This window comes from [Clostridium] fimetarium, assembly GCF_900111235.1.
In the GTDB taxonomy this organism is placed as follows: Bacteria; Bacillota; Clostridia; order Lachnospirales; family Lachnospiraceae; genus Clostridium_N; species Clostridium_N fimetarium.
In genome coordinates this window covers 1-25,659 of record NZ_FOJI01000018.1, presented here as the reverse complement: position 1 = coordinate 25,659, position 25,659 = coordinate 1, and the positions used below count along the sequence as shown (strand labels likewise).

Here is a 25,659-nt window from a genome sequence, read left to right as displayed (position 1 = left end):
GTTTTATTAATTCTTACAGTCCCTCTCAAATAACCATTCCTATACTTATTACAAGTACTCTTCCAGCAGCAAATTATATTTTCCGACAAATCTAGTCCCTAGTTAAGACGATATCGAAATTATAAAGCATAAAATTCCCAAATACAACATATTTCTCCAATAAATCGAATAATTTGTATATAGTTCTAAATTAATTTATTTATAGTTTAAATTTTTCAATTGCCTCTTTTAGTGTATTGGCAATCTCATCTAGCTCAAAGGTATATTCATTAAGTGTCTGCATGGTTGCATTTACCTCTTCTACTGAAGCGGTCACTTCTTCTGATGCCGCAGCTGTTTCGGAAGATATCGATGTAACATTTTCCATACGTTGTACTACTGCTTCTCTACTGTCATCCATTTTCTTATTTAAATCACCGATATTTCTAAGACCTTCTATAAGCATATTAATTGAATCAGAAATTTCATTAAATAATTCTCTAGTTTCCCCAATTGCTTTATTTTGCTCCATATGAAGTTCATCACTTTCAGCAAGTGTTTTTTCAACGATATTCGATTTTGCTGAAATCTCAACTATTATTTTCTTTATCTCATCTGTTGATTCTTTCGACTGTTCGGCAAGTTTTCTAATTTCTTCTGCAACTACCGCAAATCCTCTACCGCTCTCCCCAGCTCTTGCTGCTTCTATACTTGCGTTTAGGGAAAGGAGATTCGTTTGCTTTGTAATATTTGTAATCGCATCAGAAATATAGTTAATCTTATCGATACTTTCTACCATCTCACCAACAACATCTTTTGAAAGTATTGAATTGCTTCTTGCCTTCTTAGCTTTTACAATTAATTCATTTACCATTTCGATACCTTTACTACTCAATTGCTGCGTATCTGTTGACATATTATTTATATCATTTACATACTTTCTAGTCTCTTGTAACTTTAGGGCAAGACTTTCAACCTCTTTGGTCGCATTAGCAGTACTTTCTGCCTGTCCTACCGCACCATTTGAAACACTCTGAATCGCTTCAGACACCTGGTTTGTTGTTTCAGTTGTAGCCTTTGCAATTTCTGAAATGTTATCTGATGCACTCACAATTGTGATCGTTTTTACCTCAACATCCTTAATCAGGGCAGATACATTTTCAACCATCTCATTGAAATTATTCTCTAACATACCAAATTCATCTTTTCTCTTAACCGTAATTCTCTTCGTCAAATCGCCATCTGCTACACTCTTCATAGTAGATTTTATCTTATTTATTTCTTTTACAAATATAATAGTTACTAACATAGCAATAAGTATTCCAATAACAAATGCAACGATACCTGACAGCACAGTCGCAGACTTAATACCGTTCACTGTTGATAAAATTTCATTTTCACTAATCATACCAACTAATTTCCAGCCCGTAACCACATCTTGTAATACAACAATTTGAATATTTTCGCCATTAATTTTTTCTGTATATGTAAACACGGTTTTGTCCATTGTAATTCCATCTTTGCCAGTTGCAGCTGTCAAATCAGATTGAATCTGACTCCAAAACTGAAGTTTATTGACAGAACCATTGACATATTTATTTTTATCATTATCAACAATTACATTTCCATCTTTATCTACCATAAGAACAAAACCAGTATTTAGAAGTCCTATATTTTGTACATAGTTCTTGAGAATATCAAAATCGATATCAAGCGCTACTACACCGTAGTGCTCCTTGTTAAGTTTAATCTCTTGTGACACCGTAAAGATTGTTTTTCCAGTTGCTGTATCTAAATATGGTTTTGAGATTGAAGCAAATGTTCCATTTCGGCTAACTTGCCCTATACAGCTTGTATACCAATCCTTCTTTGTATTGTCAATTCCATCTTCACTTGTGTTATATGTTTTTGAGGTTCCAGCTGCATCCACTTCAATCCATGATTTAATCAACTTACCATTCTTAGTGGAATAGTAGTTTCTTACTGAACCTTGTGTTACCTTCACTGATGCAAGCAAAGAATCTTGAATCTGTGTAATATTATCTTTTAATACACCGCTATCCTCTAAATGTTTTACTTCATTTTTCCTTGTAAGCAAGTCAATTGGTAGAGTCAGAGTCCTAAGATATGTATCAAAACCTTTTTGTGTCTCCTGTAACGTTTGCTCGCTTGTAAGTTTCATGTTGCTCTTCATTGCAGAACGTGTCGTATTAATCGACGTAATCGCTAACAATAATATTGGGATACTAATCGCAATCACAAAAAAAGCGACAAGTTGTACGCCTATTCCTCTAAATTTTCTCTTCATTTTATTCATCCTTTTCCCATTCATATTCTTCGCATTTTTTTATATAAGTGCTTCACATAAGTTTTTTGCATAAGTACTATAGTACCATTATTTTCATAATTTACCATACTTTTCTCCTATTTTTTTCTAGTTTTTAAATATTTTATATTTACATCTTAATTCTTTATATTTATTATATAAGCTTAATATCTAACATCACCGATCATACACTCTTAATTTTAATCCCATTATTTTTAGCCCTTCTGTTTTTAGCCCTTCTGTTTTTTAGCCTTTCTGTTTTTTAGCCCTTCTGTTTTTCAGTCCCCCTCCAAATATCATTTATGTGGTAAAATCTCTTATAACCCTATCCGTGAATATTAATTTCTGATGATCCATTTATCGCAGACCGGCTGAAAGCAGCGCCAATGTTGTTTCCAAGACTCAGATAAAAATCGAACGAAGTGAGATTTTCATCATCCCTGAGGCTTGCAAAACAACATGCTGCTTGAAGGAAAGGCAAGATAAATGGATCATCAGAAATTAATATTCACTCAACACCTAACAACCAGATTTCCACCCAAATAATATTACCCTCTGTTTATTTTTTTGTAATCGTGGTAAAATAAAGCCGTATTTTAAATAACACAAAATTTGTTTTAAAAAGGTAGGATAATATGGAAAATGAAAATATAGTACTTGCTAATAATAGTATAAATGAAGATGGTAAGATTTACAGAACTGTCGATTATTCAAAAACTGAGCAGACTCATTTGTTAATGAGCAGACACATGAATGGCGCCGGCCGATTATTTGGTGGCCAATTGCTTGCTTGGATAGATGAAATTGCAGGTATTGTAGCCAAACGTCATTCTAGTAGCAATATCATTACTGCTTGCATTGATAATCTTGAATTTAAAAATGGATGTTATCTAAATGACCTAGTCGTATTAATTGGATACGTTACTCATGTTGGCAGATCTTCTATGGAGATAAGAATTGACACCTATCGAGAAAAACCTGATGGCAGTCGTCACCCTATTAATCGCGCGTTTTTTGTTATGGTCGCTTTGGATGAGTTCGAAAAGCCTGTTGAAGTTCCTCGTTTGAAAATTGAAACAATTGAACAGCAAGCAAAATGGGAATCAGCGATCAAAAGAACTGAATTAAGAATACAAAGAAAACTTGAAGGTTATTAAAATAACGTAGGTTATTAAAATAATAGTAGCGTAGGTAATTAGAATATTTTTCAAGAAAATTATTAGAAAAATAGCAGAGAAGGTAAATGCTTATGCATTCATCATACTCTGCTATTTTAAAGTTACTTAGTTGTTTAGTTTAATAAATTTATTTGATTAGTTTCTTCATTTTTGATCATTTTCTCTATTAGCTTCTAATTTTTTATCGAATTATAAACTTTCGTCTAATGTTTCGTTAATTAGTTACCTGAGATTTGATCTTCTTGCTGCTTAATCATTTTTCTAACCATTTCTCCACCAACAGAACCGTTCTGAGCTGAAGTAAGGTCACCGTTATATCCATTTTTCAATGGAACTCCTAATTCAGATGCTACTTCCATCTTGAATTGACTAAGTGCTGCTTTTGCTTGACCTTTTGTTTTTGAACTTGAAGTACTTGCATTTGAGTTTGTCATAAAATACACCTCCATACATATTATTGGGTTTCTAGTTTTCAGATAAGTTTCTTTCGTCGCTTATCTTGGTATTATTATGTGCATGGATTCGAAAATTATTATAGCAATTTTTGACAATGTGCTTTGAACCAGGTATTTCCTAGTAATTATATTATATATTGTGTAGATTTTTCGATTTTATCTTTCATTTCCTCACCTAAAAGTATTCTTATAATTTCAAATCCCATTTCAAAACTAGCTCCCATTCCAATTCCTGTCGTAATAGTTCCATCTGTCACAACCTTTTCTACTACTACTTCTGCTCCATATAGATCTTTTTCATAGCCAGGAAAACAAGTTGCTTTCTTTCCTTCTAATATTCCAAGATGACCTAATACACTTGGTGCCGCACATATTGCAGCGATTAATTTATTTTTATTGTTAAACTCTTTTACTATAGAAAGAAACGCTTCATTTTTTTCATAATTTTTGGTTCCTGGTCCACCGGGAAGGAATATCATATCTGTGTCTGAAAAATCATATCCGTCAAAGATATATTCTGCTTTTACAACGATTTTTTGTGCGCTAACCACATCTAGACTATCTGAGATTGAAATTATATCAACTGTAATTCCTGCTCTTCTTAATATATCAATAACTGCTAACGCTTCTACTGTTTCAAAACCCTGCGTTAAAAATGTACTTACTTTTTTCATATTATCTCCAATCTGATTTTTTTAAATCTAATTATAGTAAAATACTTTATTTTATAGCTTTATTCTAAATTTCATCTTCTGTACTATTACGTCACCTCTTCTGTACTTTTAAGTTTCATCTTCTGTGACTTCAAGAAGTTCTCCGGTCTCAGAATTAATAACATATCCTTCTATTTTCACATCATCAGGAATCAGCGGATGTAACTTTAACATCTCAACGTTCTTTCTTACTGATATCTCAACTGAGTCAAATCCTGATAGCCAATTTTTAAAATCAACACCACAATAACTAATCATGTCTATCTGATCTTCACTAATTCCTCGCTCTATCATGTGATTAATCATCCGCTCACTGTCTATATGCTGAACTCCGCAATCTGTATGACCAATGACCATGATTTCATTAACGCCAAGTTCAAATATTGCCACCAATAGGCTTCTAATGGCACTGCCAAATGGTGCATTTATTGTTCCTCCAGCATTCTTGATCATTTTAACGTCGCCATTTTTTAGACCAAGTGCCGCCGGTAGTAATTCAACCAACCTCGTATCCATACAGGTTAAAATTGCTATTTTCATCTCCGGATACTTACTTGTTGAATATTTCTCGTAACCTTTATTCGCTACAAATTCCTTATTGAATTTTAGGATTGCATCTTTCATAACAATCACTTCCTTTTCTACTCTGTCTGCGCTTCTATTTTTATTGTTTCTATTCTCTTAGTCGCTGTTACACCTTTTCCCATATTAGGGTATTTTAATGAATATATCTGATCTGTCAGAATTAAGGAAATCAAAACAACGCAAATTGCAATTTTTATATTTATATTTATTTTCTTATATAGCAGTTCGAGTCCTGGGGCAATTACATATGCAACAAGGCATCCACCAATACCAAACACGACTGCTCCTTGAAGACATATTCTTCCATTTACATTCATGAAATATCCACTGTAATCCCACCATCTTGCACCGTTTCTCATTTCCAAAAACCAACTGGTAGAGTACTCCATAATTGATGAAATTACCATTGTAAGAAAAAATGTAAAAATTGGGTTTTTAAATATTTTTCTAAGTAACAAAAGTACTAAGACTCCGCCGCTCCCATATATCGGTAGCCAAGGTCCATATAGTACACCTCTTTTAACAAAGTCACCAGTTTGCACAATGTGCAATCCAACTTCCCATAACCAACCCATTACAGAAAATGTGAAGAAAAACAATACATATGTAGTAAAACCATACCATTTTTCATAATATTGGCGTTCCTTTGCCTTAATGATGTGTAGTGAATGCTCAAATTCTTGAATTTTTATATCATAATCAGCGTCACCAATTTTGCTAGCATTACTAGTATTGCTGACATTGCCATCGTTTTCTTTGTTGCCTACATTTTCAACATTGCCTACATTTTCAACATTGCCAAAGTTGCTGACATTTCCCTCATTATTTTCCTCGCAGGATAATTTGTTTCTAGCTGTTTGAATCCTCATATGACAGCATCTCCTCTAACTCCCCAGTTTAATAACACCATATCTTAAATAAACTCTTATTTATAAATATTCATCGATATTTTCATCAAAAAGAGGATTTTTTAAGCATTCAGAATATGGCTTATTCAGTGTAACTGCTTCATTCCTAATTGCCATATATGCTTCCGTTTTTGTTGCTGCGATGTAAGGCACAATGTAGAATATTCCTGCAATTCCAAATGTTAACGACTCTAATATATTCCAAAGAACAAATGATAGATCTAGTACAAAGAACTTCCACTTATAACCATTCATGATTGATTTTGATAGCTTAAATATTTCTTTTTTTGAAAGTTGAAGATTATCTGCCAAAATATATGGGATTGCACGGTACTCATAATATTTTATTATGCCTCCGACTACTGTAAGCATCCACAAAAAAATATATAAGTCTCTAAAAAACATTATCTTGACTGTTTTTCCATACAAACCTTTCTTATAGCAGTAAAGCATCGTGCCGATTGGAGTTCGGAAACCATTTTTAATTCTGTTTTCCATGAAAAATCTTCTCTTACCAACAATTAACGTATTACCAATAAATAAGTCAAATAATAATATGATTAATGAGCCCATTCCTATTCCTATCGCCATAACTGTTCTGTTATTCATTACATATTCTTTATTTAACTCATACTGTCTTAATAATAATGTATCATTTGAGACTAAATCCTCAATAACTGAAACATACAGTCCTTTTTTAGTTGAGTCCTCTACATTGTCAGTTTTTTCTGGAAAGATGTGAATATCGCTTAACCAATCTATTATAGCTTGCCTATTACTATACTTTGAAATCTGACTAACCGCGTTCATAGCTTGTTCTCTTGTTGCATCATATTTTGTAATTATTTTTACTGAATTAGCTGATTCGCCTGCAATAAATGCTACCAAAAAACAAACTGCAACTGCATAAGCATAATTTTTCACAAATGCTTTCTTTGCCTTTTCTTTAAACCGTTTTCGATTCCAGACCATATGCTTACCTCGCTTTCATAGTATTCTGCTTTTTCTTATTTATATGTAGCTGTAAATGTAGTAGTTAATGTAGATCTAGCCTTTTCCAAATTTATCTATATTTTAACATGATATAGAATTTTCTTCAATAACATACTATAAAAGCCACTGAAAATAGTAAAAAAAAGAACTTCAAGCGGTTAGGCTTGAAGCTCATAATCAAATTCATGCAATATTTTCTTAATGCTTTCTTCATTGTGACTTCCGTTAAATTCCAGCTTGATTGGTTTTGACAAATCTAAACTAAATATACCTAGAAGTGATTTCGCATCCACAATATATCTTCCCGATACCAAATCGATGTTATCCTCAATCTCTGACATTATGATTACAAATCTTTTAACTTTATCAACCGAATTCAAATTTACTTGCATATGTTTATATCCCCCTTTCAAAAATTATACTGTGCTTTGATTTCTATTTTTAAACACTAAATATATATATGCATCTAATGATTAAGTTAGCACCAAAACGCGGTATATTTTTTCAAGATAGAATTAAAATTGCAATCTCTCCAATTAAATACTTTCTTATTATCTTCTCTTTTTCTGATTATTTAAATTGTCTCGCTCTTTTTCTTTTGCTTGCATCTTCATATACTTCTATTCCATCTATACTTTGAGCAAACTTTGAAAATTGTGAATATCCCAAATCTTTAATGTTAAAATCAGAATATTTTTTATGAGTAAGATTGCTTAGTTCATTGATTCCAATTCCATGCTCCCCTGCACTAATTACGAGCTGTATGATATATTTTACTAGTTCTTCTGTTGACTTTCCAGGATCTTTGAGTTGAACCGTTATTGTTCGATTACTTTTTTGTAGATTAAATTGTAAACCTTCTTCTAAAAATTTTGACAATAGACTGTAGCCATAATTTCTAACATCAAAATCTGGATATTTGTTAACCAAACGGCTTCCGATTTCACCAATTCCGGTGGTTTTATCTTTGTTTTGATTTTCTGTGATAATTCCAACTATTGTTTTTTCAATAATTGACTTGTTAATCACTTGTTTTTCTTTGCTTAATGAATAGGAAACAATTTCTTGTGACTCTTCCTCTTCTTCATCTTGGTCAATTAAGTTTTCTAAATTCGTGAATTTCGTGCAAGCTGTCATAAATGAGCGAGGCGTCTTTTTCTCACCCATTCCAATTACCATCATACCTGATTCTCTAAGACGGCTTGCTAGTCTTGTGAAATCCCCATCACTAGAAACAATACAGAATCCATCGATATTATTGGTATATAAAATATCCATAGCATCAATGATAAGTGCTGAATCTGTAGCATTTTTACCAACGGTATTACTAAACTGTTGAATCGGTATCAGTGAATTTTCAAGTAATTCTGCTTTCCACTTAGTAGATTGTGTACTTGTCCAATCTCCATAGATTCTTCTATACGTAGTAATTCCATGTTTTGTCATCTCATCCAATATTGATGAAATGTATTTTGCTGAAATATTATCAGCATCAATTAATAGTGCAAATCTTTTATCTTCCATTTATACTCCTATCTGTTATGCGAATGTAAATCGCATTATTTTGCGACGCAAAAGCTAAGTCATGTGAATGATATAATAATATATATTATTCATATTCTCGTGTGTAGTGATTACATATAACCAATGATTTTCTTATCTATATACTATTTTACGATATTTATAATCTTATTCTCATTATACAACAATTTTTACCATTCCGCCTATTTTTTTTGCGATTTTTGTATGTTATTTGTTCACATTACTTATATCACAAAAAAACAATATGACTACCATGCCAAAATAGTGTACAATATAAACCTATCTAATATTAACACCCAAACAAACGCAAAAAATAGACATAAGTGTCTATCAACACTATATTTGCACAAACTAGATATGCGCATTGTCTCGTAGAGCGAGTCAATAAAAGATGCGCAGGAACGAGGAAATATGATAAAGACTTTACTTGAAAATATTATGAATGGAATAGATGTCAGACAAAACCTAAGCCAATTACGTCAGGAGATCAAAGAAACCAACCCCAAAAGCGAATTACTTGAATTGATTGGTGAAGATGATAAATTCATTGACGGCATTAAAGATTTACTGAATAGTGAGGATGCTAAGACTCGCAAGAATGCAGCCTTACTTATGGGCGATTTGGGAATCGAAGATTTCTGTGCTTCATTATTTAATGCATATCAAGCTGAAGTTCAAATGTTTGTTAAAAGTGCTTATTTAACAGCCTTAAAATCTTTTAACTATTTTGACTATCTGCCTGATTTCAAAAATAGGCTAATGGAATTAACCGAAATCGATCTTACGATTGAAAACAAAAAACATGTGGAAGAAGAAATGCGTGCTTTAACCGAATTAATTGTGGATATGGAAGGAATTGTAGCTCATAAGTTTGGTGGATTCAATGAAGCCTATGATTGTATTTTACTTACTAACAGACTTCATACCAATGTTACCGAAGCACAATTATCGGAAATCAGTGGCTGTGATGCTAGATGCTTTAATGCTGGCGTTGAAGTTAAAACGAATAATTTATATAACATTTTACCGATTCGTACTTATAGCGAATTACTATTTACAATTAGGGGAATGAAAAATTGTGAAATGGATGCAATCCCGGCCGCTTTGACTATTTCAAAGTCAGATTTACTAACTGTTTTGAAAAAAGCGCATTCTGGCACTACTCCTTTTTACTTTAGAGTTGAAATAAAGAGCAAAATGCCTTTAGATAAGAAAAGCATTTTTGCGAAGAAGTTTTCAAGTGAATTAGAGCGACTAAGTAACCGTGAACTTCTCAATTCTCCATCTAACTATGAATTTGAAATTAGGATGATTGAAAATAAGCTCGGTACTTTTAATGTATTACTCAAATTTAACACAATAAAAGATGAACGATTTAGTTACAGAATTGAAAGTATTTCCTCAAGTATCAAGCCTGTAAATGCTGCACTTTTGGTTGCCTTAGCAAAAGATTACATGATTGATAATGCGAGAGTTCTTGATCCTTTCTGCGGGGTCGGAACTATGCTCATTGAGCGTCAAAAGGTTGTGAAAGCTAACACCTCTTACGGAATCGATATTTTGGGAAAAGCAATTGACAAAGCGAAAATTAATACGGAAGCAGCCGGCCAGATTATCCATTATATTAATCGAGACTTTTTTGATTTTACACATGAATATGTTTTTGATGAGATATTTACTAATATGCCTTCTGCAATTGGGCGTACAACCGAGGAAGATATCTATGAACTATACAAAAAGTTTTTTGATACCGCCAAAAACTTTCTTACTCAGGATGGCACAATTATTATGTATTCCCATAATAGGAATTATGTAAATCAACTTGCGAGCGAAAATCGCTTTACGATTATTAAGGAAATTGAAATTATGGATAAAGAGGAAACTTTCTTGTTTGTAATTAGATAGGGTGAAATGTGATAGGGAAGGTGGTGAGTGAATATTAATTTCTGAATATCCATTTTATCTTGCCTTTCCTTCAAGTAGTATATTTTTTACAAGCCTCAGGGATGATAAAAAGACTCGCTTACGCTCATTTTTTATCTGAGTCTTGACAAAATATGGGCACTACTTTCAGCCGGTCTGCGAAAAATGGATATTCAGAAATTAATATTCACGGGTTACTTTGCTAAAGCGGGTTACACGGATATTGTAATTATAAAAAGGGGCGTAAATGCTTAGATAGCGTTTTACACTTAAATCATAATTACAAAAAGGGGCGTAAATGCTTAGATAGCGTTTTACACTTAAATCATAATTACAAAAAGGGGCGTAAAAGGCTTAGATATTGTTTTACACGCATATCATAATTAAAAGGAGCATCGCGCCATAACTGATTTTCCGTTATGGGGCGATGCTCCTTTTTGATTTAATTTAGTATCAAACTTTGAATTTTCCGATTAGTAGCTGTAGTTCTTGGGCAATACCGGATAGGCCTTCTGCGGAATTTGCGATTTCTTGAATTGCTGCATTTTGTTCTTCCATAGATGCGGAAGCTTCTTGTGTTCCTGCTGCATTTTCTTCTGATATCGCAGATAAATTCTGAGTCAATTCTATAATCTTATTCTTACTAACTGCCATTAATTTCATTGAATCATTTAATTGTTCAATAATCTCTTTGATAGAATCAATTGCTCCTGCAATACCGTTAAATTTGCTTTCTGTTTCTTTAACACTTAGCGTCTGAGAATCAATGATTCCCTTTACTTCTCCCATCGACACAACTGCGCCATTCGATCTTAGTTTTAACTCATCAATCACTAACTTAATATCATTTGTAAAAGTATTTGACTGTTCTGCAAGCTTTCTGATTTCATCGGCAACAACTGCAAATCCACGTCCTGCTTCACCCGCTCTTGCTGCTTCAATTGCAGCGTTTAAAGCTAATAAGTTTGTTTGATCTGCTATATTTTGAATCATCAAACTTGCACTTTCGATTTTCTCCGTACTTTCATTGTTGCTTAAAATCGCCTCATATACTAAGTTAGATGCAGTGTTACTTTTATCTGTCTGAGCAACTAATATTTTAATGATATGAAAGCCTTCTTCTTTTTCTTTGTCAATCACTAGAACAGCATCTTTGAGTTCATGCATAAATGTAGTATCCTGGTCTAACATTTCTCCCATTTCTTCTACACTTCCTGCTGTTGTCTCTGTATCTCTTGCTTGGTCACTTGCGCCCTGTGCGATATCTTGAATTGTCCTTGCTACTTCTTCTGCTGCTGTGGCTGTCTGCTCTGTCGTGGCTGTAAGTTCCTGTGATGTTGCAGCTACTTGTTGCGCAGAGTCTGAAGTTTTAACAACAAAGTCTCGTACATTATCCTTCATCATCTGAAGTGATATAACCATTTTTCCGATTTCATCTTTTCGCTTTTTATATATTTCTGTCTTCCCATCTTTATCAATTGAAAAATCCAAATCCGCTTGTTTTTCTATATCATTTGTTACAGCAACAATTGGCTTGGCTATATTGCTACTTACAAAGAACGTAACAACTCCACCGATAAGTACGGCTCCAATAATCATTAAAATCAAGACATCGCTTACCACTTTAATCTGTCCAAGAATCTCTGATTTTTCAGCTCCTACAACTACAACCCATGATGTATTAGGTACAGGCGCATATCCTACAATTCGTTGAATATCCTTATATAAATATTCACCATTTCCGGCCTCACCCTTTGCCATATGTTGTGATACCAAGGGAGCTAATTGTATATAATCCGGATCATTTTGAGCAGCTTTATCAATGATGTTTATTTGATTTATTACATTCTCTCTGTTTGAATATGCAACAAAGGTTCCGGCTGTATTAATTATATAGCCATAACCAGTTTGACCATATTTAATACTATCTGATATTTCACTTAAGACTGTTCCATCTCTTCTGCCATACAAAATGCAGACAACCTTGCCATTTTGATAAACTGGTGTTGCAACAATCAGTACTGGTGTATGAGTTACTGTACTAATAAGAATATCTGATTCATTTGCTTGCCCATTTTTTGCTTTTATAAAATAATCTCTGGTACTAACGTCTGTTGTCGATCCAGCCTTATCTAGGCTTACACTCTTCCCATCCAAATCTGCGATTGCAAATGCCAAATATCCGGTTCTTTTCGCTTCTGCTTCAAAAAATGCTACCCGCTGTTCACTCGAAATATTTTGATCAAAAACAATAGAATTCTGTGCCAATGCACCCATATACGCGATCTGTTCATCCGTCTTTGCTTCCACATATTTTGCTTCTTCTTGCGCTGTTACTCTCAAATCCTTATTTGCATCTACTAGCAAATTATTACTAATAATATTAATTGTAATAATTCCTAATGCTCCTGTTACCACAAGTATAATTATTGAAAATGTGGCAATCAATCTTAATTTTATTGATTTCATAAAATACTCCTTTCTGAATGTAATATTCATCTATAATTAATTTTTTTATCCCTTAATTCCATCCCAATATGCCTGCCATATTTTCTTTTTATAATTATCTAAATCTGATATTAGGTACTCTGTTTCATTATAAACTAATATTGCGTCCAAAACCCCATGTATCATTGCTATGAATAAAAATAATGAGCCCTCTAAAGACTCATATTTAATTTCGCCTTTCCTTTTACCTTCTGTAAATATGTTTTTTAACAATATAGCTATTTGTGTTTCATTTTCTTTAACCAATTGTCTACAATTTTCTCTAAGCTCATAATTATAAATCAATGATATGCTTTTCCAAAATCTAATTCTTTCTGGTTTCGTAAAATACGTAAATATAAAAAAACAAAACGACTTCAATTTGGTTTCACTGTTGTGCTCGTCCTTATCTACTATACTAATTTGAGCGTTTAAATTGTCAAAGAAACTTCTAATTTCTTGTGTCATAACTAAACAGATAATCTCATCTTTACTTTGAAAATGGCTATAAATAGATGGAACTTTAATTCCTACCTTTTTTGCAATATCTGCCATTGTTGTGTTGTAACCTTTTTCTGCAAATAGTTGAAATGTTGCACTCAGAATTTCAGCTTTGGTATCCATTTTTTCTAGTCTCCTAATTATTCAGAACCAAATCGTGATTTTTATCAGCTCATATTGAATGACTTTAGTTTGACTAGCGAGCGTTAGTTTGGTTGATTTGATTTTATCATATTTTTGTAAAATCTACTACATATTTCGACAATTATCGCCAGAATAGTTTACCAATTATTTTACCAGTTATTTACATATATTCGATCAACATAAAAAAGCTAGCTAAGACGCGTAGTCCTAGTTAGCCTAGTATTTTTCTATGTTTATAAGTTGTATTTATCTTACGATCATTTATTTACATGCTTCCATCATAATGACTAAAATAATCAAACTTCTTTTGTGCTGTATATATTGTTTTATTTCCATTAAACACATATGCTAAAGAACATACAATTGCAAAATATAATATATTCTGCGGTCCAAACACCTCAGCGCCTATAAGTATTGGTGCGAGAAGTGTATTCGTTCCACTTCCAAAAACGGCTGCATATCCTAGTGCAGCAGTAATTTCAATTGGAATTCCAAGCAAATTGGCAAGTACGATTCCAAGGCTTGATCCAATGGCAAAAAGCGGAGTTATTTCGCCACCCTGAAATCCTGCTGAAAGTGTCAATATGGTTAATAAAAATTTCAAAATCCAGTCATAGATATATATTTCTCTACCGGAAAAACTTGCACTGATGAGGTTGGTTCCAAGACCACAATATCTTCCCAGATGTAATGCCAGAAAAATAAGTGAAAGGACACAACCCATTGCAAATATTCTTTTCATTGGATCATTTATAATCTTTGCAAAAAATACCTTAGAAACACTTAAAACATGTGCAAATACGCCGCCTGTAATTCCAAATGCGATTCCAACTACGATTAATTTCAATATCATGGTGGGTGAGAAATCTAGATTATCTTGAACCACTACCGAAAATTTTTCAAGACCAAGGAAATGTGATGTATAGCTTGCAACAAAGGAAGCCATCAAAGCGGGAAGCAATGCATCGTACTGAAGTGATCCTGCAACAAGTACTTCCATTGCAAAAAATGTTGCTGCAAGCGGGGTTTGAAAAAGTCCTGAAAATCCAGCTGCCATTCCTGCAATTAAAAGAACTCTTGAGTTGTTTGGCATTTTCATTTTTCGCCCTATTGTATGAGCAACTGTAGCACCTAATTGTACCGCAACGCCTTCTCGTCCAGCACTTCCGCCAAATAAATGGGTAATCCATGTACTAATCATTACTAATGGAATGAGTGACTTAGGGATTCTATCATTATCTCCAAGACCCGTTTGAAACACAAGTGTCATCCCTTTAATGCTTTCCTTGCTAAATCTCTTATACAAAAGCATAATAGCAACACCTGCGATTGGAAGAAATGGCACTATCTTCATTACATTATTATCTCTTATGTCTGTGATTGCGAGCAATGTAGCTCCAAAAACAGCATCAATGGCGCCAACGATTATGCCTATCAATACAGCTATCAACGTATACATTATTATCTCTTTATAATTAATATAGATTCTATGGATCATTAGTATTGTCTCCCAAATAACTTTTTATTTTAAACAATGCATGTGGGTCAAATTATATCAGATTATATTTAAATACTCAAGCACTGATAAATAGACATGCTGATGGTTATTACATAGACAGATGGCACCTTAGAGTGGATATTTTTATTGCAAGGCCAAGTAATCTGTAGTATCATAATTCCTATAAGCTATTTTATAGCATTATTATAGAGAAGATAATATTTTCTCAATACAAAAAAGGAAAAGGATTGGAAAGTACAATGACAATATCACTTCCACAGTTTCTTTCACAATTAGTATCAAATCCCGCATTATTAATAACGGTTATTTTGACTTTAGCTGTTATTATGGTAAATGGTTGGACGGATGCTCCAAACGCAATTGCGACATGTGTTTCTACTCGTGCGATTGCACCAAAACCGGCCATATTAATGGCTGCATTTTTCAATTTTCTTGGTGTATTCATTATGACAATGGTGAATAAAACAGTAGCTATGACAATTTATAACATGGTTAATTTTCAAGGTGATCCAAAGAATTCTTTGGTTGCCTTATGTGCCGCCATGGTAGCAATCGTAATATGGGCAACAGCCGCTTGGGCTTTTGGCATTCCAACAAGTGAAAGCCATGCCTTAATTGCAGGTATTTCTGGTGCTGCTATCGCATTACAAAACAGTTTATCTGGAATTAATGGACACGAATGGATGAAAGTTATAATCGGTCTAGCGTTATCTACTTTTCTTGGATTTTTTATGGGTTGGATAACTGTCAAATGTGTAAAACGCATATGCAAAAATATGGACAGGGCTACAACAACTAGATTTTTCAAACCTGCCCAAATCGGTGGTGGAGCCGCTATGGCATTTATGCATGGTGCGCAAGACGGTCAGAAATTCATGAGCGTATTTATGTTAGGTCTGTTTCTTGCACAAAATGATTCTTCTGTGCACAACTTTGATATCCCAATTTGGCTTATGTTACTATGTTCAGCCGTAATGGCTCTAGGAACTTCAATTGGAGGATATAGAATTATTAAAGCAGTTGGTATGGATATGGTAAAGTTGGAGACGTATGAAGGATTTTCAGCAGATTTAGCCGGTGCAGGATGTATTTTGATATCCTCATTAAGCGGAATCCCAGTTAGTACAACTCATACAAAGACAGCTGCAATCATGGGTGTCGGTTCTGCGAAGCGTATATCAAACGTAAACTGGGGCATTGTAAAAGAAATGGTTTTAACATGGATTTTAACATTTCCAGGTTGTGGCTTAATTGGTTACCTCATGGCAAAGCTCTTTATATTTATTTTTTAATCAGTGACAAATAGGAGAAACGTAATGAAAGATGAAAAAAACAAGAAAAAAGTAATGGATGCGAAAGATGTAAAAGATGCAAAAGATGCTAAAATTGCTAAAGATGCTAAAGATGCAAAAGATGCTAAAATTGCTAAAGATGCTAAAGATGCAAAAGATGCTAAAATTGCGAAAGATGCTAAAGATGCAAAGGATGCAAAGGATTCAGATGATTCAAAAGATTCAAAGAACAAAAAGTCAAAAAAGAAAGATAAGAAATCAAAGAAATACAATTATTTTGAAGCCACAGTATCCTTTACTGACTATTCTTGCCAGGCTGCAGAATTACTTCACTCAATTCTTTCCAACTTTGATACAGCAACATTAGAATCACAGATGTTACAAATGCATGAAATTGAGCACTCTGCTGATTTAGCAAAGCACCAGATGATGAGCAATCTTGTAAAAGAGTTCATTACACCGATTGAGCGTGAAGATATTGCTGCTATCGCACAAGAAATAGATACAGTTACAGATACAATTGAAGATGTAGTGATGCGTCTATATATGTACAATATCCAAACCATTCGCCCCGAAGCATTGGAATTCAGCGAAACGATTGTAAGCTGTTGTAACGCACTTAAAATAGCTATGGAAGATTTTCATAATTACAAGAAATCAAAAAATGTTATAGAGAATATTATTCGAATTAATAATTTAGAAGAAATCGGTGATAAAATTTATACAAGAGCTATTAGAAATTTACATACTACTTGTACTGATCCTATTGAGATTATGACTTGGTCAAAAACTTTTGATTATTTAGAAAAATGTTGTGATGCCTGTGAAGATGTATCAGACGTTGTCGAATCAATTATAATGAAGAATTCTTAATTGATACTACTAAAATAGTGATAATAATTTAATGATTTCATTATATTATTATATAAGCTCAATTCTATTATGAAAAGCAATCAAAAAAAATGACGGTTAAAGCGAACTATGCTTTTACCGTCATTTTATTTTTTCTTATTAATCGTAAATATCGTAGTAAAATATTATTATATCTACCAGAACTTTTTCTTTTTAAATATCCATAGACAAAGTATAATAACAAATATACAGATTATCATGACCGTTGGATAACCATACTTCCAACTTAATTCAGGCATATATTCAAAATTCATTCCGAACCAACCTACAATTAATGTTAATGGTAAGAATATCATTGTAACAATCGTTAATACCTTCATAACATCATTTTGTCTTATACTAATTTCGGATTGATAAACCTCCTGAACTTGCATTGCATATTCTCGAAGAAGTTGTGCCTCAAATTGCAATCTTGATGATCTTTCTGTAAACACTCTAAATGTGGCTATATCATCTTTTCCAAAGAAATCCATCTCATTTTCAGATAGTGATTCGCCCATAGCAGTTATCTGACTATAATACCGATATAATCTTGAAATTTCTTTTTTAATATTAAGCATTTTATAGTTGAAATTATCATACCTTGCCTTTAAAATATCTTCCTCAGCCTTAGAGATTTCTCGTTCAAACAACTCTAAGTAATGCAAATCATCTTCAATAAAGGAAACTAGGAAATCAAACAGGAATCTTTCCATACTATATTCTTTTTTTCGTTTGTATTCAGCTATTTTATTAATAACATCCTTCACTGTATTTGTATCATCTATGAAAATAATTCTACCTTCAAGAATATAAAATTCAAAACCAATATGCTTCGTATAATTCTTCTTAACTGGTATGGACATAGCACCAAACAAATATTCTGCAAAACTCTCTAGTTTACAAAAATGAATCTTTCCCTGTACTTGATTTAAATTATGCTCATTTCTAAATTCCACTTGTTCTTGCCACTCAATTGAAGTAAATACACTAATTGCATCTTGACTTTCTTGCCAATTTTCATTGTCTGTCGCTTCAATTGTACCGTTTTGAATTACAAAATACATTTAATTATTTACCTACTTTCAACGCCTATTTCATTAGTGCAAACCAAACTATAATTTTATTTTATTAATGGAATAAATTCCTTCATCGTATCTTTGATATTTTGGATATCTTCATCAGATGGCTTAAATTGTACTTTTAAATTAGTAGGGAACACATTGTATCTTAAGCCTTTTAATCTTTCACTTAATAATTGACAAGCCTCTCCACTCCATCCATAAGAGCCAAATACCAAAGCAGGTTTTCCCTTTGCCAATGGCATTACTGATTTATCAATCAAGTTCCAGATTGGTTCAAGTGCATCTCCATTAATCGTTGGTGAACCAAACAAGACAGCATTTGCATCATTCATAATTGCAGCATATTCTTCTAGTGAAAGACCTAATAAGTCAAATATCTCTACCTTGATACCCTCTTTTGTGATACAATCTTTCATTATCTCTGCCATCTGCCTTGTATAGCCGTAAGCTGACACATAAAAAATTGCGGCATACACAGGTTTTTCTACTGGGCTTGACCACTTCTTATAAAGTTTAATTGTTTCTTTAATTCCGGTCTTTAATATCGGTCCATGACTACAACAAATCAATTCAATGTCTAAATTTTCAATCTTTTCAATTCCGCTTAACACAAACTTTTTAAAAGGAGCAAATATACAATCATAGTAATTTTTACGTTCTATTTCATATAAGTTCGGGTTTTTTAGTTGATAATCATATAGGAATTGTTCACAATAATGACTTCCAAATACATCACAACTAAATAATATCTTTTCTTTCTTATAGTAAGTAAACATTGAATCTGGCCAATGCAAATTAGGGGCAATAATGAAATCAAATACTTGGTCATTGCCAATATCCAAGCTATCTCCCTGCTTTACGAGCTGACTTTTAAATGTTTGATTCGTAATATTCTTAAGATTTTTGATTGCTGCTGCTGTTCCAATAACAATAATCTCAGGATTCATATTCAAGATTTCACTCAAACTTCCCGAGTGATCTGGCTCTGTGTGATTTAATATTACATAATCAATATCACTTATTTTCACATATTCTTCTATTTTTTCAATATATTCTTTTGTATAGGTATTATGTACTGTTTCAATCAGTACATTTTTTTCTCCCATAATAAGATAACTATTATAAGTAGTACCATACCCTGTAGTCATAATGATATCAAAATTTCTCATACCAGGGTTTTGCATACCGACGTATACAACATTTTCCGCTATTTTCATATTTTGTTCCTTGCCTTTCTATCTGTCAAATAAAACCATACTATTATTAATAATTTGGGATGGAGTTTATTATATAAACCCATCCCAAATTAAGTTGATTATAACTGTGTAAATGAATCCTTATCTAGTCCACAAGTTGGACAAGTCCAATCATCTGGAAGGTCTTTCCAAGCAGTGCCTGGCGCAACTCCATTATCAGGATCGCCTAATTCAGGATCATACACATATCCGCATACACATTCATACTTTTCCATATTATACCTCCATATTATCTATAGTTTTTTCTTGTGTTTCCAAATATATACCTTAAATATCAATAAAATATACATTTTTATAATTTTAGCATATTATTACATTTAATTCAAATGAAATTGAAAAATCCCATAGACTTATGATACAGTTATGATACAGTTATTCTACTATTATACTACTGTTATACTGCTGAAAAAACTACGCTACTGTAAAAGATTCTACAATTTTATGATTTAGTCGCAATTTCTTTATAATACATAATTCCAATCAGACAAACAAACATACAAAATAAAACAAAGAATGGAACATACGTAGGATTTGATATAAATCCACCTATAAATATAATTGTTGATCCTAATATTCCAAAGATAGGGCAAATAATCCCTTTGAATTTACTGATTATAATATTTTGTTTCTTCATTTTCAAAACTTTTAAATACAATATAATATAACATGCATAGCTAAATACAATTGATATCTCGCTGATATCACCGCCAGACATTGTCTCACTGTTTTGCGTAATATAATGGATTAATAACCAAAATGCTGCTGCTCCAAATGAAATGAGGCAAGACCATATGGATAATTGAATTTTGGGATTAATCACTGCAATCTTTTGCGCATATGGTAACATATTTTTACTTGCAAGTGCATGTGGCATTCTTAAACTGCCAAGAATGACACCATTCAGAACACCAAGTACTGATATAACAATAAAGATTAATATTATTTTTGCTCCATTACTTCCAAGTAATAATTCACCAACTTTATTAATCGCCGAATTACCGGTTGACATAATGTATTCTTGACCAAGCACTTTGTTTAGGCCCAAAAAATATAAAAGATAAACACCTAAAACAACAATCGGTCCAAAGATAAGTGCTAGCGTCATATTCTTCTTTGGATTCTTCACTTCATTCGTTATACTTGTTGCTACAATCCATCCATCGTAAGAAAACGCAATGGGTGCCAGTGCGGCAAGCCATCCAATACCTACATTACTTTGTGAAACGATTGCAATTCCTTGTGGTACAGATGGATGTGGTGCACTCCAAAAAACGCTGACAATCGCGATTCCTAATAATGGTATCAACTTTACAACTGTTGATATATTTTGAAAATAACCGCCAAGTTTAATGGAAAAAATATTAATTGCATAAAATGTAACCATATATGCAAGCCCAATTAATATCTGCATCTCGAGGGCATTTCCCGCATTTCCAATGTCAAACAATATACAGGTATAGATTCCAGCAACCCATGCAATAACTGCTGTTAAAGTTGGGTAATACACAAATGTCTGAAACCATCCAAATCCACATGCGACTTTCTTAGAAATAAAATCCTCATAATACCCGACTACTCCACCGTTTTTCTTAGTTCTAATCGAAAGTTCTGTAAGGGTTATACTACCAAATATGATACCAAATGCACCGATACAAAACACTAGTATCCCAAGCCATACGTTACCGCCGGTATACATTAATACATTATCACCTTTAAAGAATATTCCGCTTCCAATGACAATACCAATAATCATAGTAGTTGCAGTGGATAAACCGTAATGCTCATTTTTATTTTCCAAATTTTCATTTTCTAAAATTTGGCTTTCAATATTTTTATTTTCCATTTTTTCTCCATAACAAGTATTATAGTTCAGTTCCGTTGCTACAATCAAAATGCTATAAAGTAGCGACTTTACTATGATATCCTATTATCTGTAAGTAGTATATACTTTATGTGAAAAATTTAATGTAAATCAATAGACTAAATGATGCAAAAGCCACTAATATAATTGTAATCATTATTTTTACAGTTGATATATGTTCATAAACTATATTTCCTTCTTGAACTATTACTACCACGCTATTATGTATATCTGCTTCACCACCATGCTCCACACATGCGCGGTTAAATGTACCTGTTATTTTTACTATATCACCTTTATTTTTGTAATTACCATAATACAAAATCTTTTCCGCGTCCTCTTTACTTAACCAAATACCCATTGCATTGGTGCCATCATTTATATTTACCCAAGAATAGTCTCCTCTATCCATACGCTCACCAATAGCTTCACCTTGAACGGTAACCTCTTGTCCATCAAGTTGTTTTGCATTTTCAATTAAATAATTTAATTCTTTCGTATCTTCAGCCTTTACATTTAGTGTAAGTGAAAACATGAGAACAAAAGTGAAAATTAATGTTTTAATACATTTACGCATACTTTTTTAATACCTCCTCCAATATATCCTATTAATGCAAATACAGACAGGAATTCTAGTCTTCCTAAATACATTGCTATGATATAATAAATCTTCATAACTGTTGGCATTGAAGGAGTTGTAACGCCGATTGATAATCCAACATTACCTGTTACAGAAGCTGATTCAAAAGCAGAATCTAAAAATGAAAATCCATAATATGTACCAAGCAATGTGCCCACGAAGAATGTTACTATATAACATAATATAATAATTGCAGACGATTTTATCAAACTGTCCTCTAATACATAGTCTTTGATATGATGATATTTATATACTTTCATACTTCTTTCTGACGAAAGAAGTTTTTTTACTTCCATCAACAATCCTTTGAATACAATTCCTACTCTTAACCCCTTAAATCCTCCTGCTGTTGAGCATGCAGAACCACCGATTAGCATAACAGTGATTATAATTAGAACACCAAAATCGCCCCATTCAAGTGCAAACTGCCTTGCATAAACAGAACCAAATCCTGTTGTCGTATGTGCTGAAAGCACATTGAAAATAACTCTTCTTAATCCTGCTATAGCATCAGGATAGACCTTTAGCTTAGCTAATCCAATAAGTGCAAGCATGCAGGCTACAAACGATGTTATTACAAAACTTTGTATCTCAATATTTTTAACTATTTCTTTTCGTTTTCCCTTCCAAATTGCATAGTGTAGTCCAAAATTGAATGAGCCTATAATAAATATAACCATAGCTGCTATTTCATAAGCAACACTGTGATAATACATAATATTTTGAGTATTTGGAGCGAAACCACCGGTGCTCCATGATGACTCAAAGATATAAAGTGCATGAAAAAATGCAGATACAGGCTGCAACCCAATTAGCATTCCAACTATCCATAATATTACAGTTCCAACTACAAGATAAATCATACTGATTTTCCATATTTGTCTTGTTGTACCTTTGACATTTGGAAGTAGCTCAATATCTTTGCCTTCTCCAACATACATTTTGTATGCTCCACTGGTTTTTTTTACTAATAACGTAAGTGCTAATACTACCATTCCTTGACCGCCAATGAATGTTAACATATGTCTCCACATATTTAACCCATTAGAAACATGGTCCAAATCCTGCAATAGTACTAAGCCCGTAGTTGTAAATCCACTCATTACGTCAAAGCAAGAATCTAGAAATGATTTTGAGTTTCCACTTAAGGTATAAGGAATTGCACTTATCATTGTTAAAATAATCCAAGAAAGAGCTGCAATCGAAAATCCATGTTTCCATTGAAAACTTGATTTACTTTCCTTTGTTTTTATTCCAATCAATATAAGCGTCAATCCGACGATTAATGATATTGCACAACTAATCATAAAATCTAGCATTGGATTCCATTCTTTAAATGCAAGTGAAGTAATAAGTGGTATAATCATTAACCCAGCTATAGCAAGTACTATGTAACCTGTATAGTAACTTATCATTTCTATACTATACACTCTTCTTGATTTGTACATCATCTCACCTCATTATGATTATCGCAGTAATAAATATTAACACAAGATACAATACAACGCTAATCAACTCCAACATTATTCCTTTGATCTCATTTTTTAAAGCCATTTCTTATTTCCTCCATCATATAATTCAGCAACTAAATGTGATAACACCAAATTATTTGTTATAATCATTACCTTATCCTCAAATAAGATCTGTGTATCTCCTCTTGGATAAATAACATTTTCGCCTCGCAACAAAGAAACAAATACGCATTCTTTCGGCAATATAAGGTCCTTGACCATTTTATTGCACCAAGGACCATCTTCTTTTATTAATAATTCAGCTAAAATCATAGACCCAAGTTCAAATGTATTAATAATTCTATAATCATCTTTACTAAGAGCACATTCAATCAAATTTGCAATAACCGCAGTACTACAAACTGTATTATCTATTCCAAGGTTCTTAAACATAGTATTATTTTTCGGATTATTCACTCGAGCTATTGTTTTCTTCGTATTTGAAATCAATTTAACAATCTGGCAAATAACAAGATTTTCCTCGTCAGTTCCTGTTACAGCTGCGACAACTTCAGCATCGTCAATACCCGCATCCCTTAAGACCTCCAAATCTGTACCATCGCCCCAAATCACATCTGTGTCGATATCCTCAGCAATTTTCATACAGGTATCCTTGTCTCGTTCAATCACAGTTACTTGGTGGCCTCTCTCTTTTAATGTCTTCAAGAGGTTGTAACCAATTTTACCTCCACCAATTATTATTGTTCTCATAGTAATGTCTCCCTTTGAATGCTCTCTAATTTTTTCTTATCTGATTTTTTAACATTTCTATTTCATACTGTATTGGGTTAATTGTATGAATGCCTAACTGATTATATATATCATTCTTTTGAGGATCATTGACTTTTGCAATAATATTCGGAACATGAAATATTTTCTCCGCAATAAGAGATACCGTTATATTTATATTATCGTCTGATGTCACTGCTAACAAAACATCTGCTTGTTTTACACCTGCTTCTATGAGCTTATCACTATCAAATTCAATTCCTTTTATCCTCTGACCGTTAAAGCCACTTCCTAAAGCATTTAATTTATCCCCATTCCGGTCAATAATACAAATATCGTTACCCTCATCTGACAATCCCTTTGCTAAATTACTACCTAATCTTCCACAACCGATTATGACTATATGCATAAACTTTCCTCCAAAATCTCAACTTACTTTTATATTATTTATCCCCGATCAAACCGGAGATCACCGTTTTATGAGATACCATATTTGTAAATATCATGAGCTTATCTCCTTCGCGTATTTCAGTCTTACCATTTGGAACAATCGTATTATTTCCTCTTAATATATACCCAATAATTATATCTGCAGAGATACCCAAATCCTTAATCTGTTTACCACAAGCGCAATATCCGCTCTCAATTTCCACTTCTATCAGCTTAAGTTTATCTTTCTGTTCTTTGGCTTTTTCTTGTTCCTCTAATATTTCTTCACCAAAATTGACCTGTTTTCTTTTCGCTTCAAAAAATGTACACACTCTCTCTAAATTCTCACTAGCTGGCTTATAGGTTGGATCTAATGCATATGCAGCCCGATAATGTTTCCTTGCTAAATCATTGTTATTTTTGAACTCATACCAAATTCCAAGAAGATTATGTGGTTCTGGTGCATTGGGATTTATATTTATCGCATTTATAATCGTTTTATAAGATTTTTCAAACTCATGATTGTGAATTTCATTTGCTGCCTCTCTTATGTAATCAATAAATTTACTTGAAATCATTTCAAATCTGTCCATATCATATACCTCCTTTATTCTTTTATACTTTCTCGGAATCTCTAGCCCTTATTCTATAAGGGTTTCAACTCCTATATTTTAAAAATCACCCACTTTTTTATCGAAAAGGCTTGACAAAT

General features: G+C 32.8%; 24 protein-coding genes. 4 read left to right on the top strand and 20 right to left on the bottom strand.

What is annotated here, in order from left to right; all coding sequences use genetic code 11:
• Positions 1–199 precede the first annotated feature (199 nt).
• Positions 200–2,287 carry a methyl-accepting chemotaxis protein gene (locus BMY18_RS17660; protein ID WP_170841476.1) on the bottom strand — a complete coding sequence of 696 codons (2,088 nt, stop codon included), beginning with the start codon at positions 2,285–2,287 and terminating at the stop codon, positions 200–202.
• Between the two features lie 653 nt (positions 2,288–2,940).
• Between BMY18_RS17660 and BMY18_RS17655 the strand changes: the two genes are divergently transcribed.
• Positions 2,941–3,462, top strand: coding sequence for an acyl-CoA thioesterase (locus BMY18_RS17655; RefSeq protein ID WP_092456837.1), 522 nt, complete (start codon positions 2,941–2,943; stop codon positions 3,460–3,462).
• A gap of 239 nt (positions 3,463–3,701) precedes the next feature.
• Here BMY18_RS17655 and BMY18_RS17650 read toward each other — a convergent pair whose 3' ends face one another.
• From BMY18_RS17650 to BMY18_RS17620, 7 genes are all read right to left on the bottom strand, one after another.
• Positions 3,702–3,917 carry an alpha/beta-type small acid-soluble spore protein gene (locus tag BMY18_RS17650; RefSeq protein ID WP_170841475.1) on the bottom strand — a complete coding sequence of 72 codons (216 nt, stop codon included), beginning with the start codon at positions 3,915–3,917 and terminating at the stop codon, positions 3,702–3,704.
• 146 nt (positions 3,918–4,063) lie between these two features.
• The gene (locus BMY18_RS17645) at positions 4,064–4,612 is read right to left on the bottom strand and encodes a DJ-1 family glyoxalase III (RefSeq protein WP_092456831.1); all 549 of its coding nucleotides are present in this window, start codon (positions 4,610–4,612) and stop codon (positions 4,064–4,066) included.
• A gap of 108 nt (positions 4,613–4,720) precedes the next feature.
• Positions 4,721–5,275, bottom strand: a complete 555-nt coding sequence (locus BMY18_RS17640; protein ID WP_092456828.1) for a beta-class carbonic anhydrase — start codon at positions 5,273–5,275, stop codon at positions 4,721–4,723.
• Between the two features lie 17 nt (positions 5,276–5,292).
• Positions 5,293–6,105 carry a putative ABC transporter permease gene (locus BMY18_RS17635; RefSeq protein ID WP_092456826.1) on the bottom strand — a complete coding sequence of 271 codons (813 nt, stop codon included), beginning with the start codon at positions 6,103–6,105 and terminating at the stop codon, positions 5,293–5,295.
• Between the two features lie 60 nt (positions 6,106–6,165).
• Positions 6,166–7,116: a DUF975 family protein gene (locus tag BMY18_RS17630; protein ID WP_092456824.1), complete on the bottom strand. Its 951-nt coding sequence runs from the start codon at positions 7,114–7,116 to the stop codon at positions 6,166–6,168.
• Between the two features lie 179 nt (positions 7,117–7,295).
• A complete protein-coding gene (locus BMY18_RS17625) occupies positions 7,296–7,529 on the bottom strand; it encodes an HPr family phosphocarrier protein (protein ID WP_092456821.1) in 234 nt (77 codons plus the stop codon).
• A gap of 178 nt (positions 7,530–7,707) precedes the next feature.
• The gene (locus BMY18_RS17620; RefSeq protein ID WP_092456818.1) at positions 7,708–8,661 is read right to left on the bottom strand and encodes an NYN domain-containing protein; all 954 of its coding nucleotides are present in this window, start codon (positions 8,659–8,661) and stop codon (positions 7,708–7,710) included.
• Positions 8,662–9,090: 429 nt separating this feature from the next.
• On the opposite strand from BMY18_RS17620, the gene BMY18_RS17615 reads away from it, so the two are divergent.
• Positions 9,091–10,584: a TRM11 family SAM-dependent methyltransferase gene (locus tag BMY18_RS17615; RefSeq protein WP_092456815.1), complete on the top strand. Its 1,494-nt coding sequence runs from the start codon at positions 9,091–9,093 to the stop codon at positions 10,582–10,584.
• A gap of 471 nt (positions 10,585–11,055) precedes the next feature.
• Here the strand turns inward: BMY18_RS17615 and BMY18_RS17610 are convergent, their stop codons facing one another.
• From BMY18_RS17610 to BMY18_RS17600, 3 genes are all read right to left on the bottom strand, one after another.
• Entirely contained in the window at positions 11,056–13,071 is a 2,016-nt protein-coding gene (locus BMY18_RS17610) for a methyl-accepting chemotaxis protein (protein WP_170841474.1), read from the bottom strand.
• Between the two features lie 45 nt (positions 13,072–13,116).
• Positions 13,117–13,713, bottom strand: coding sequence for a TetR/AcrR family transcriptional regulator (locus BMY18_RS17605; RefSeq protein WP_092456809.1), 597 nt, complete (start codon positions 13,711–13,713; stop codon positions 13,117–13,119).
• Positions 13,714–13,999: 286 nt separating this feature from the next.
• Positions 14,000–15,232, bottom strand: a complete 1,233-nt coding sequence (locus BMY18_RS17600; RefSeq protein WP_092456806.1) for a chloride channel protein — start codon at positions 15,230–15,232, stop codon at positions 14,000–14,002.
• 260 nt (positions 15,233–15,492) lie between these two features.
• Here BMY18_RS17600 and BMY18_RS17595 point away from each other — a divergent pair, with 260 nt between their 5' ends.
• Positions 15,493–16,545: an inorganic phosphate transporter gene (locus tag BMY18_RS17595; protein ID WP_092456803.1), complete on the top strand. Its 1,053-nt coding sequence runs from the start codon at positions 15,493–15,495 to the stop codon at positions 16,543–16,545.
• A 24-nt stretch (positions 16,546–16,569) separates the two neighbouring features.
• Positions 16,570–17,418, top strand: a complete 849-nt coding sequence (locus BMY18_RS17590; RefSeq protein WP_330386010.1) for a DUF47 domain-containing protein — start codon at positions 16,570–16,572, stop codon at positions 17,416–17,418.
• Positions 17,419–17,591: 173 nt separating this feature from the next.
• On the opposite strand, the gene BMY18_RS17585 is transcribed toward BMY18_RS17590, so the two are convergent.
• The 9 genes from BMY18_RS17585 to BMY18_RS17545 all read right to left on the bottom strand — a co-directional run bounded on the left by BMY18_RS17585 (position 17,592) and on the right by BMY18_RS17545 (position 25,540).
• Positions 17,592–18,503 (bottom strand): magnesium transporter CorA family protein, encoded by a 912-nt coding sequence (locus BMY18_RS17585; RefSeq protein WP_092456800.1) that lies wholly within the window; start codon positions 18,501–18,503, stop codon positions 17,592–17,594.
• A gap of 56 nt (positions 18,504–18,559) precedes the next feature.
• Positions 18,560–19,738, bottom strand: coding sequence for an FprA family A-type flavoprotein (locus BMY18_RS17580; protein WP_092456797.1), 1,179 nt, complete (start codon positions 19,736–19,738; stop codon positions 18,560–18,562).
• A 98-nt stretch (positions 19,739–19,836) separates the two neighbouring features.
• Positions 19,837–19,992, bottom strand: a complete 156-nt coding sequence (locus BMY18_RS17575; RefSeq protein ID WP_092456794.1) for a rubredoxin — start codon at positions 19,990–19,992, stop codon at positions 19,837–19,839.
• A gap of 224 nt (positions 19,993–20,216) precedes the next feature.
• Positions 20,217–21,620, bottom strand: coding sequence for an APC family permease (locus tag BMY18_RS17570; protein WP_092456790.1), 1,404 nt, complete (start codon positions 21,618–21,620; stop codon positions 20,217–20,219).
• Positions 21,621–21,726: 106 nt separating this feature from the next.
• A complete protein-coding gene (locus BMY18_RS17565) occupies positions 21,727–22,215 on the bottom strand; it encodes a hypothetical protein (RefSeq protein ID WP_092456787.1) in 489 nt (162 codons plus the stop codon).
• Positions 22,191–23,729 carry a TrkH family potassium uptake protein gene (locus BMY18_RS17560; protein ID WP_092456784.1) on the bottom strand — a complete coding sequence of 513 codons (1,539 nt, stop codon included), beginning with the start codon at positions 23,727–23,729 and terminating at the stop codon, positions 22,191–22,193. The genes BMY18_RS17565 and BMY18_RS17560 overlap by 25 nt, the downstream gene beginning before the upstream one ends.
• A 93-nt stretch (positions 23,730–23,822) precedes the next feature.
• Positions 23,823–24,500, bottom strand: coding sequence for a potassium channel family protein (locus tag BMY18_RS17555; RefSeq protein WP_092456781.1), 678 nt, complete (start codon positions 24,498–24,500; stop codon positions 23,823–23,825).
• 25 nt (positions 24,501–24,525) lie between these two features.
• Positions 24,526–24,927, bottom strand: a complete 402-nt coding sequence (locus tag BMY18_RS17550; RefSeq protein WP_092456778.1) for a potassium channel family protein — start codon at positions 24,925–24,927, stop codon at positions 24,526–24,528.
• Positions 24,928–24,961: 34 nt separating this feature from the next.
• Positions 24,962–25,540, bottom strand: coding sequence for a tetratricopeptide repeat protein (locus BMY18_RS17545; RefSeq protein ID WP_092456775.1), 579 nt, complete (start codon positions 25,538–25,540; stop codon positions 24,962–24,964).
• Positions 25,541–25,659: the final 119 nt, after the last annotated feature.

What these genes read in the sequence shown, in the direction of transcription:
- BMY18_RS17570 (WP_092456790.1), bottom strand. Translation starts at nt 21,620, where the DNA reads ATGGAAAATAAAAATATTGAAAGCCAAATTTTAGAAAATGAAAATTTG.
- BMY18_RS17600 (WP_092456806.1), bottom strand. Translation starts at nt 15,232, where the DNA reads ATGATCCATAGAATCTATATTAATTATAAAGAGATAATAATGTATACG.
- BMY18_RS17630 (WP_092456824.1), bottom strand. Translation starts at nt 7,116, where the DNA reads ATGGTCTGGAATCGAAAACGGTTTAAAGAAAAGGCAAAGAAAGCATTT.
- BMY18_RS17565 (WP_092456787.1), bottom strand. Translation starts at nt 22,215, where the DNA reads ATGCGTAAATGTATTAAAACATTAATTTTCACTTTTGTTCTCATGTTT.
- BMY18_RS17605 (WP_092456809.1), bottom strand. Translation starts at nt 13,713, where the DNA reads ATGGATACCAAAGCTGAAATTCTGAGTGCAACATTTCAACTATTTGCA.
- BMY18_RS17560 (WP_092456784.1), bottom strand. Translation starts at nt 23,729, where the DNA reads ATGATGTACAAATCAAGAAGAGTGTATAGTATAGAAATGATAAGTTAC.
- BMY18_RS17555 (WP_092456781.1), bottom strand. Translation starts at nt 24,500, where the DNA reads ATGAGAACAATAATAATTGGTGGAGGTAAAATTGGTTACAACCTCTTG.
- BMY18_RS17615 (WP_092456815.1), top strand. Translation starts at nt 9,091, where the DNA reads ATGATAAAGACTTTACTTGAAAATATTATGAATGGAATAGATGTCAGA.
- BMY18_RS17575 (WP_092456794.1), bottom strand. Translation starts at nt 19,992, where the DNA reads ATGGAAAAGTATGAATGTGTATGCGGATATGTGTATGATCCTGAATTA.
- BMY18_RS17590 (WP_330386010.1), top strand. Translation starts at nt 16,570, where the DNA reads ATGAAAGATGAAAAAAACAAGAAAAAAGTAATGGATGCGAAAGATGTA.
- BMY18_RS17545 (WP_092456775.1), bottom strand. Translation starts at nt 25,540, where the DNA reads ATGGACAGATTTGAAATGATTTCAAGTAAATTTATTGATTACATAAGA.
- BMY18_RS17660 (WP_170841476.1), bottom strand. Translation starts at nt 2,287, where the DNA reads ATGAAGAGAAAATTTAGAGGAATAGGCGTACAACTTGTCGCTTTTTTT.
- BMY18_RS17580 (WP_092456797.1), bottom strand. Translation starts at nt 19,738, where the DNA reads ATGAAAATAGCGGAAAATGTTGTATACGTCGGTATGCAAAACCCTGGT.
- BMY18_RS17625 (WP_092456821.1), bottom strand. Translation starts at nt 7,529, where the DNA reads ATGCAAGTAAATTTGAATTCGGTTGATAAAGTTAAAAGATTTGTAATC.
- BMY18_RS17595 (WP_092456803.1), top strand. Translation starts at nt 15,493, where the DNA reads ATGACAATATCACTTCCACAGTTTCTTTCACAATTAGTATCAAATCCC.
- BMY18_RS17655 (WP_092456837.1), top strand. Translation starts at nt 2,941, where the DNA reads ATGGAAAATGAAAATATAGTACTTGCTAATAATAGTATAAATGAAGAT.
- BMY18_RS17610 (WP_170841474.1), bottom strand. Translation starts at nt 13,071, where the DNA reads ATGAAATCAATAAAATTAAGATTGATTGCCACATTTTCAATAATTATA.
- BMY18_RS17550 (WP_092456778.1), bottom strand. Translation starts at nt 24,927, where the DNA reads ATGCATATAGTCATAATCGGTTGTGGAAGATTAGGTAGTAATTTAGCA.
- BMY18_RS17645 (WP_092456831.1), bottom strand. Translation starts at nt 4,612, where the DNA reads ATGAAAAAAGTAAGTACATTTTTAACGCAGGGTTTTGAAACAGTAGAA.
- BMY18_RS17640 (WP_092456828.1), bottom strand. Translation starts at nt 5,275, where the DNA reads ATGAAAGATGCAATCCTAAAATTCAATAAGGAATTTGTAGCGAATAAA.
- BMY18_RS17635 (WP_092456826.1), bottom strand. Translation starts at nt 6,105, where the DNA reads ATGAGGATTCAAACAGCTAGAAACAAATTATCCTGCGAGGAAAATAAT.
- BMY18_RS17650 (WP_170841475.1), bottom strand. Translation starts at nt 3,917, where the DNA reads ATGACAAACTCAAATGCAAGTACTTCAAGTTCAAAAACAAAAGGTCAA.
- BMY18_RS17620 (WP_092456818.1), bottom strand. Translation starts at nt 8,661, where the DNA reads ATGGAAGATAAAAGATTTGCACTATTAATTGATGCTGATAATATTTCA.
- BMY18_RS17585 (WP_092456800.1), bottom strand. Translation starts at nt 18,503, where the DNA reads ATGTATTTTGTAATTCAAAACGGTACAATTGAAGCGACAGACAATGAA.